Origin of the sequence: Paenibacillus validus NBRC 15382, from assembly GCF_004000985.1 — a bacterium.
GTDB classification, from domain to species: Bacteria; Bacillota; Bacilli; order Paenibacillales; family NBRC-103111; genus Paenibacillus_G; species Paenibacillus_G validus.
In genome coordinates, this window is record NZ_BIMH01000090.1 from 1 (window position 1) to 7,956 (window position 7,956).

Below are 7,956 nucleotides of genomic sequence, written 5' to 3' on the forward strand. Positions count from 1 at the left end.
CCTTGCCTTACGATGTTATAGGCCGGGAGACTGAATATGGATTCACCATCAAGTAAAATCTCGCCCTGACTTGGTCTATATAACCCCGCCAGTGTTCCTAATAATGTACTTTTCCCAACACCATTGGCGCCAATTATGGATACAATTTCACCGGTATTCACATGGAAGCTGATCGAATCAATCGTTCGAATAGAGCCGTGATAGGTTACAAGTTCTTTCACCTCAAGCAATTAGAATACCTCCTCTCCCAAATAAGCTTGAATTACTTTGGGGTCTTTTTGTATTTCCTCAGGACTGCCTTCAGCAATTTTATTTCCAAAATCCATTACGATAATCCGGTCCGCCATTTCCATGACAACCCTCATGTCATGTTCTATGAATAAAAAAGAATACCCCTTTTTTCTCATATTTAAGATAACCTGAGTAATTTTATTCTTTTCACTATCGTTTAGACCTGCCATGGGTTCATCTAATAAAACCAGTGTTGGATTTGAAACAATCGCTCTTGCGATTTCCAACAATTTCTGAAGACCGTAAGGAAGTGTTTCCGCTCTCTCATACATTCTGCTTTTTAAACCAACCAATTCCAAGGCTTCTGAAGCCATATAAAAAGACATTTCCTCATCTTTTTTCACACTTGGCAGTCGGAATCCTGCAGTCAATATAGTTGTGTTTAATTTTATATGTGTCCCTAACATAACATTTTCTAAAACCGACATATTCTCAAATATAAGTAAATTTTGAAACGTTCTTGTCATTCCCAATTTGGCTAAGGTATGAATTTTTCTTGCACTAATCTTCTCTCCTTTAAACCGGACTTCCCCTTGGGTAGGCATAATAACATTGGAAATCATATTAAACAACGTTGTTTTTCCAGCCCCGTTCGGTCCAATGACAGCAACTATTTCCCCTTCATTTATATTAAAAGAGATATCATTGACAGCCAGTATGCCGCCAAATCTTTTTGTTAGATCATCAATCTCCAATATGCTCTTCCCCAATTGTTACCTCCTCCTTTTTATAAAAAAGAGTCTGAAATCTCGTTTTCAATTTATCTGTTACTTTGGTAATAATTGAAACCAACCCACTTGGCATCAATATTAATACAAGAATATACATGAACCCGTATATCAGAAGCCCCAACTCTCCTCCCCCGTTCATAAAGGAAGAAACAATCCAATCTATCAATTCAACCAATAAGGTCATGATAGAAGCCCCCAAGATGGCCCCCCAAGAAGAACGCGCCCCACCAACAAAGAGCATAATAAGAAATTGGATCGAAACACTAACCTGAAAAGAAAATGGAGAAATAAAATTAAAGAAATGCGCATATAGACTTCCGGCCAAAGAAGCGAACACTGCGCTAATCACAAAGATATGCAATTTATATTTTGCAACGTTTATCCCTTGCGTTGAAGTGGCTATTTCGCTGCTGTGAATACCACGCAATATTCTGCCTACATGAGATTGAATAATATTCATGGAAAATAAAGTAACCACAAAAACAATCGACCAGACAAGAAAATAATAGGACAATCCCTCCAGGGGGAAGTTAATAACAGATAATTTCGGTATTCCTATTAGCCCCTGAGCCCCTCCTGTAAAATTATACATGCCTACAATTAAAATAAACACAATCATATTAAAAGCCATGGTTGCCAAAGAAAAGAAATATTCTTTTAATTTTAATGTTGGAATTCCCATCAAATATGCAAAAATTGCTGTAACAATCATCGCTATTATGATTGCAATCCAGGGGGATACTCCATATGCAGTTGTTAAAATACCGGATGTATAAGCGCCTATCGCAAAAAAACCTGCCTGACCAAGTGAAAGCTGTCCCGCGTAGCCCGTTAATAAACTTAATCCAAGGGTCACAATACTATAAATCCCGATTAAAATTAATACAGTCAATAAATAAGAAGAAGAAAACAAGAAGGGAGCAATAAGAATTAAAGCAAGCATTGTCATTAAACTTTTCCAACGGCCATTATAAAGAATCTTTCGGATATCCATATGATTACCTTCCTTTTAGACTCGTTTTCCTTTTGATTTGGCAAACAATCCGTTGGGTAATAAAAATAGGAACAAAATAAGTATGACAAAACTGATAGCGTCACTATAGATCGTCGATATCATCCCGGCAGTAAAAGATTCAAACAATCCCAGGATAAGTCCTCCGACAACCGCTCCAAAAACATTAGTCATACCTCCAATAACCATGGCCATAAATCCTTTTACGCTTAACATCAGCCCCATGTCATAAGTAATACCTGAAATAGGGGCAACTATGATTCCCCCAATAGCTCCAATTGCCGCACTTATCGTAAAAGAAAGCATTGACATATTTCGAACATTAATACCCACCAGTTGTGAAGCTTCCGGGTTAATCATACACGCCTTTAATGAGGTTCCCAGTATTGTTTTTTCAAAAAATATATAAAGAACCAATAAAAGCAATAATAAAGAAATGATGACCAAGATCCCCTGTAGAGGCAATACAGCGCCGTAAATTCGAATTGGTTCACTTCCTATAAAGGAAGAAGTGGATTGAGGAGACGTTCCCCAGATAATCAGTGCCAATCCGTGAAGAAAGATCCCTAACCCAACAGTTATCGATATTAAAATGATTATAGGTGAATTCCGGGCAGTGTAAATTGCAGTTCTTTCTATAAATATTCCGATGATTGCTATTAAAATGATAGATAGCACGGCCGCTGGCAGTAAAGGCAAACCTAATTTGTAAATGGAAACGAATATCATACCCCCTAACATAACAAAATCACCCTGAGCTAAATTTAGGATTCCAGTCACATTATAAAAAGTAACCAGTCCTATAGCCACAAGGGCATAGATGCTTCCAGTAAGTATCCCGGTGATAGTAAATTGAACAATTTGTTCGGGCATTTTCCTAAACCCTCTTTCCGTGTATGTATCTTATCCAATGGGGATATCCCCCATTGGATAAGATCTGTTTACTATACTGGAGATAACGAATTTAACTTTTTACTTGACTAACGTCCATTTTTGGTTTTGAATTCGGAACAAAGCTAACCCATCCGGAGCAACTTGACTGTGATCATCTTTACTGAATGATATTGTTCCGGTGATACCAGGATAATTATGAATTCCATTTTCAAAATAATCACGGATCTTCTCAGGTGTATCATTTCCTTTAGAAATAGCATCCAAAACTAATTGAACTCCATCATAAGCATATCCGCTAAAAACATTGGGTTCATAATTGTATTTTTTAGAGAATGCTTCAGAGAAATCTTTTGATATTTTGATTTGCTTTGAATCGGGGAACTGATTAATTGTATTAAGTTTACTTCCCACAACCAGTTGTCCTTCACCGTCCGTCCCGACCTGATCTAAAAATGCCTGATTAGCCGTTGCATGACTTTGGATCATTGGAATAGATAATCCTAATTGCTTGTAATTTTTAGCTATAACTCCCGATGCCGGCGGACGCGTCCAAACAATGATGGCGTCAGGATTTTTAGCTTTAATTTTGGTCAGTTGAACGGTCATATCTGATGCCAAAACCTCAAAATTTTCAACTGCTACTACGTCTATATTATTTTCTTTTCCTAACTCTTGAAATGATTTCAAGCCATTTTGTCCAAATCCATCACGGGCATGCATAAAAGCAACTGATTTTATATTATTTTTCTTAAGATAATCCACGATGACAGATTGTATAACTATATCTTTCTGGACTACTCCGAAAATGTAATGCCCATAGCCGTTTGGCAACGATGCTAAAGATACCATGGGAATTTTGTTTTTTTCCGCTTCAGTACTAACGGCAGAACTGCCGCTCAGGTTAGTAGCACCGACTACAGCAACAATCTTTTCCTTTGAAATTAAATCTTTTAATTTTAAAATGGCAGTGGGATCATCAGATTTAAAATCCTGTAAATGAATTTCTACTTTCTTTCCATTAATCATCCCGCCGTTTTTCTTTAATTGATCATCAATTAATTTAACAGCTTCAGAACCCGGTTTTCCCATAGATGAAGATGCCCCTGTCTCGGCTACAAGAACCCCTATGTTTATTGAATCTGAACTATTCGTATTTGATGGTTCATTCTGGACGGTTGAGCTTGATTTCGTATTACCGCATCCGGAAGCCCCAAGTAGTAGCAAAAGTAAAAAGATAGAAATCAAATAATGTTTTCTTGACATATGTAACACCTCCCCAATTTTTGTATGTCCGAACAGAATAAGATGATAGGTTTCGAAGGTCAAAATTTTATTCAAAACATTCCCCCATCTACAGTTAAAAGCGCGCCGTTCATAAACGTATTGGCATTTGAACCAGCAAAGAGAATGACGCCCGCAATATCACTTGGTGCTGCATTTCTCCTAGTAGGGTTTCTTTCCGCCATATCGTTACGATATACTGGGTTTAATTCAAATTTCGCCTTAGCTGTCTCTACTAGTCCCGGCACGACAGCGTTTATTAATATACCGTACTGAGCAAGTTCTTTAGATAGACCCTTTGTTAAACCAATAACTCCTGCCTTCGCAGCCCCATAGTGAGAAGCACCGTTACGTCCATTTAATGCGACACTGGAAGAGATATTAACAATTCGCCCCCAACCCTTCTTTCTCATTTGGGGAACTACTTGGGCTGTACAGTAATAGGTACCATTCAATGTGGTATGGACCATCTCAGTAAATTTTGTAGGTTCACTTGAGATGATATCGAAATCCGACCATCCAGGAGCGACTGCGTTATTAACAAGAACATCTATTGCTCCCGATTCGCTTTCAATATCCGATATTAATTTTTTGACTGATTCCATATCGTTCACATTTAAACATTTAGCCTGCATAGGATATCTGTACTTTTTTTCATAAGATTCTTGTACCAATTGTTGAGCTGATTGGGAGCTTGATAAAAAAGTGACAATCACTTTTGCCCCTTCTTCAGCGAATATTTTGGCCGTTTCCGCTCCAATCCCATTTGCTCCGCCTGTAATTAGTACGATCTTTCCATCTAATCCATAATCCAAAAGTAAATACCCCCTTTTTTTAAATCATTAGACTGTTATTTCAAGAGATTAAACGGTATTTACCACCATAATAAAGCAACGGCTTCCCCTCATCGGAATTAGACAACCATTTGACTTCACCAATATATAAGGTATGATCACCGGCAATATGTTTATCTACAACCATACATGCCATGTTGGCAATAGAATGTTCGATAAAAGGCAAATCCTTTTCCCATATAAAAGATGGAGCTATTTCCAATGGGCGGCCTGCAAAATGCTGTGATATTTGTTGTTGATCCTCCGCAAGAATGCTGATTCCATACCTCTTTGTTTTCGACAATAATTCATCCATCTTCGCTTTATGATCAATACATACGCATACTAAGGGGGGATCCAACGACACAGATACAAATGCATTCGCGGTCATTCCATGAACTTTCGAGTTTTCAACCGTTGTTATGATCGTAATACCCGTAGCAAACTTACCCATTGTATTTCTGAATTGTTTTGAATCAATCATGGTTGGCCTCCTTTACCATCGACTGCGTTTGCCATATTGTACTCACAATGGATTTACGAAATAATTCGGTAACGTAAACGTATCCAAAATGACTTCCCTTTTTTCAATTTTTGGAGATTCATCCTCAAAAACGATGGTATCCACATACTTCCCGATCAATTTCCAGTCCGTATTCCCTTCCCTATCGGTTAAATGAATGACAAAGTTAGAATACGCTCTAACCTGGCGATCCGCTGATTCTTTAACAATGATATTGGAGATGATATGTCTTTGGTACTGGATATTATATGTCCATATTTTTTCTATTATAGTTACCCGATCCTTAATCTTGCTTTTATTATCATCCATTATTAAAGCTATTGGCAGTCCACTTTCGTAATTGTCTCTAGGATACACATAATAAGAACCGTTTTCTGAGAAAAAATCGGGCCATTTCTTTAATTCGCCATCATCCACAGCCATAGCATATTCATATATTAGATTGATTATTGCCTCTTTTTTACTGGAATCTAATACAATTCCTTTCATACTAAAATCATCCCTTTCCTTTAAACTGCCTGACTCATAAACCCATTAATTCGTGATATTGCTTCCAAAAATTTCTGACCATTACTTCAGAGTGAATAGGGATTCCTCCGTCACTTGGTTTTAAAATAATGTTGTGGCCTCCGGATACCGCTGATTTTTGAATTGCCTCCAAGGCGGCAGCATCCTCCAAACTAATCAAACCTAGCGGTCCGAGAACATTACTTGCTTGTTTAATTCGCAAATCTTTTTTTTCAGGAGAATCCGTTTCGCACATAAAATACTGAAAATATACCAGTGTTTTATCTATACTATGAGGGATCACATATCGAATACCAATGGTTTCTAAATGCGTTGAAACCACAGAAGTAGGGAAAAAATTCATGATAAAGCTGGTCTCATTGGTTTTCTCTAGTATCGATAAATCATTGAGCACATCATTTTTTTCAAGTGGCAGAGTTTTATAACTGAATTGCCCACTTCCATAATTGGATGTAGTTCCGACGCCTCCGGCACTAAACATCCTTAACATTCTAAAAGCCGCATGCAAATATCCAGTGTGATAACCGTCAATTACATTTTCGGAATATAGCTTCCAGTTGCAGTTATAAACAACTTTTTGATTTCCAATAGGGATAAGCGGCTTATCGCCTAGCCCTTTACGAATACCGTCTCCAATATCCCCTAAATATTCATCTATACTTACCATATTTTGTTGAAAAGAAGCGAAAATGAGACCATGAAATTGGGCTACATTTAATTTTTTTAATGTCATCTCCTCTTTTTCTATATTTGGGGGGATATCTTCCTTAAATGGAGCCCCAATCATTTCGCCCGAAAGGTTATATGTCCATTTATGATAAAGACATGAAAATTGTTTAGCATTGCCACACGGTCTTCTTTCCACTTCGGCCCCACGGTGAGCGCAAGTATTTACTAATACATTAATAACACGGGGACTTTTATTATCTCTTACCACTATAATGGGTATGTTTCCTAAATAGCCTGTCTTAAAGTCCCCAGGTTGAGGAATCTCCGAGACATGACCCACAAGATTCCAAGTTGATCCCTGAAAGATTCGTTCCATCTCCATATCAAAAAGTTCTGGTTCAACAAATACCTTTCTCGGTATTCTGCTAAAATCTTCAGTCGGCCACGTGATTTGTTTTTCAAGCTGTACAAATTTCATTTATAAAACACCTCATTCTTTTGACTTCTACTTATTAATCATTGCCTTGACTTACAATCAGGCTACTCTTTAATATCCCATTTCTACAGAAATTTGCTGTCCTACTTCCAATGTTTTCATGACTAACCAGTTTAAATCCTTATTCATGCGAAAACTTGGCCCTGATATACTGATTGCTGCAGTGATGGTCCTGGTATAATCCCAAATTGGAACCGCAATACAGGTTACACCTTCCTGGTATCCTTCATTATCAATGGCATAACCTCTTTTGCGGGTTAAAGTTAGATCTTGCAATAAAGCCTCTTTATTTTTTCCGGTTACGCCTTTCGTTAGCATACTTTCCTCCATTCTGGTTTGATTCTGAAAAGCCAACAGAACCTTTCCTAAACCAGTTATATGCCCGGGTACTCTCAGGCCCACCCTGGTGTTTATTGCCGTTGACGTTGGAGAATTAATTTTATTTAAAAAAAGGATTTCGTTTTGATCCAGAATAGCCAGATGAACCGTTTCTTTTGTAATTTGCGAAAGCTCCTCTATTCTTCCTCTCGAAGCGTTATGAACATCAATGCGGGAAAGAAACAGCCCTCCAAGTTCAAAGCTCATGGAACCGAGCCCATAAAGGCGGCTTTTCGGATCTTGATATACGAAACCAGCCTCGACAAGCGTGGACAATAGTCGATAACTCGTACTTTTGTTAAGACCCATTTCTTTAGAAA

10 protein-coding genes are annotated in these 7,956 nt (G+C 37.8%); all 10 read right to left on the bottom strand.

The window, feature by feature from the left end; translation table 11 throughout:
• Positions 1 to 221 (bottom strand): ATP-binding cassette domain-containing protein (locus tag PVA01S_RS25760; protein ID WP_280531834.1); only part of this gene is annotated, 221 nt, incomplete at its 3' end.
• A 9-nt stretch (positions 222 to 230) separates the two neighbouring features.
• Complete coding sequence (locus PVA01S_RS25765; RefSeq protein ID WP_127610716.1) at positions 231 to 1,001, bottom strand: ABC transporter ATP-binding protein; 771 nt, start codon at positions 999 to 1,001, stop codon at positions 231 to 233.
• A complete protein-coding gene (locus tag PVA01S_RS25770; protein ID WP_127610718.1) occupies positions 976 to 2,016 on the bottom strand; it encodes a branched-chain amino acid ABC transporter permease in 1,041 nt (346 codons plus the stop codon). Before PVA01S_RS25770 ends, PVA01S_RS25765 begins: the two co-directional genes overlap by 26 nt.
• Before the next feature lie 15 nt (positions 2,017 to 2,031).
• The gene (locus tag PVA01S_RS25775; RefSeq protein WP_127610720.1) at positions 2,032 to 2,907 is read right to left on the bottom strand and encodes a branched-chain amino acid ABC transporter permease; all 876 of its coding nucleotides are present in this window, start codon (positions 2,905 to 2,907) and stop codon (positions 2,032 to 2,034) included.
• A gap of 99 nt (positions 2,908 to 3,006) precedes the next feature.
• The gene (locus PVA01S_RS25780; protein WP_127610722.1) at positions 3,007 to 4,191 is read right to left on the bottom strand and encodes an ABC transporter substrate-binding protein; all 1,185 of its coding nucleotides are present in this window, start codon (positions 4,189 to 4,191) and stop codon (positions 3,007 to 3,009) included.
• A 71-nt stretch (positions 4,192 to 4,262) separates the two neighbouring features.
• Entirely contained in the window at positions 4,263 to 5,024 is a 762-nt protein-coding gene (locus PVA01S_RS25785; RefSeq protein WP_127610724.1) for an SDR family NAD(P)-dependent oxidoreductase, read from the bottom strand.
• Positions 5,025 to 5,064: 40 nt separating this feature from the next.
• A complete protein-coding gene (locus tag PVA01S_RS25790) occupies positions 5,065 to 5,526 on the bottom strand; it encodes a flavin reductase family protein (protein ID WP_196426828.1) in 462 nt (153 codons plus the stop codon).
• Positions 5,527 to 5,568: 42 nt separating this feature from the next.
• On the bottom strand, positions 5,569 to 6,054 hold the full coding sequence (locus tag PVA01S_RS25795; RefSeq protein WP_127610726.1) for an aromatic-ring-hydroxylating dioxygenase subunit beta: 486 nt from the start codon (positions 6,052 to 6,054) through the stop codon (positions 5,569 to 5,571).
• 34 nt (positions 6,055 to 6,088) lie between these two features.
• The gene (locus PVA01S_RS25800) at positions 6,089 to 7,240 is read right to left on the bottom strand and encodes an aromatic ring-hydroxylating oxygenase subunit alpha (RefSeq protein ID WP_127610728.1); all 1,152 of its coding nucleotides are present in this window, start codon (positions 7,238 to 7,240) and stop codon (positions 6,089 to 6,091) included.
• 69 nt (positions 7,241 to 7,309) lie between these two features.
• On the bottom strand, positions 7,310 to 7,956 hold a 647-nt coding region (locus PVA01S_RS25805; RefSeq protein ID WP_164751984.1), incomplete at its 5' end, for an IclR family transcriptional regulator.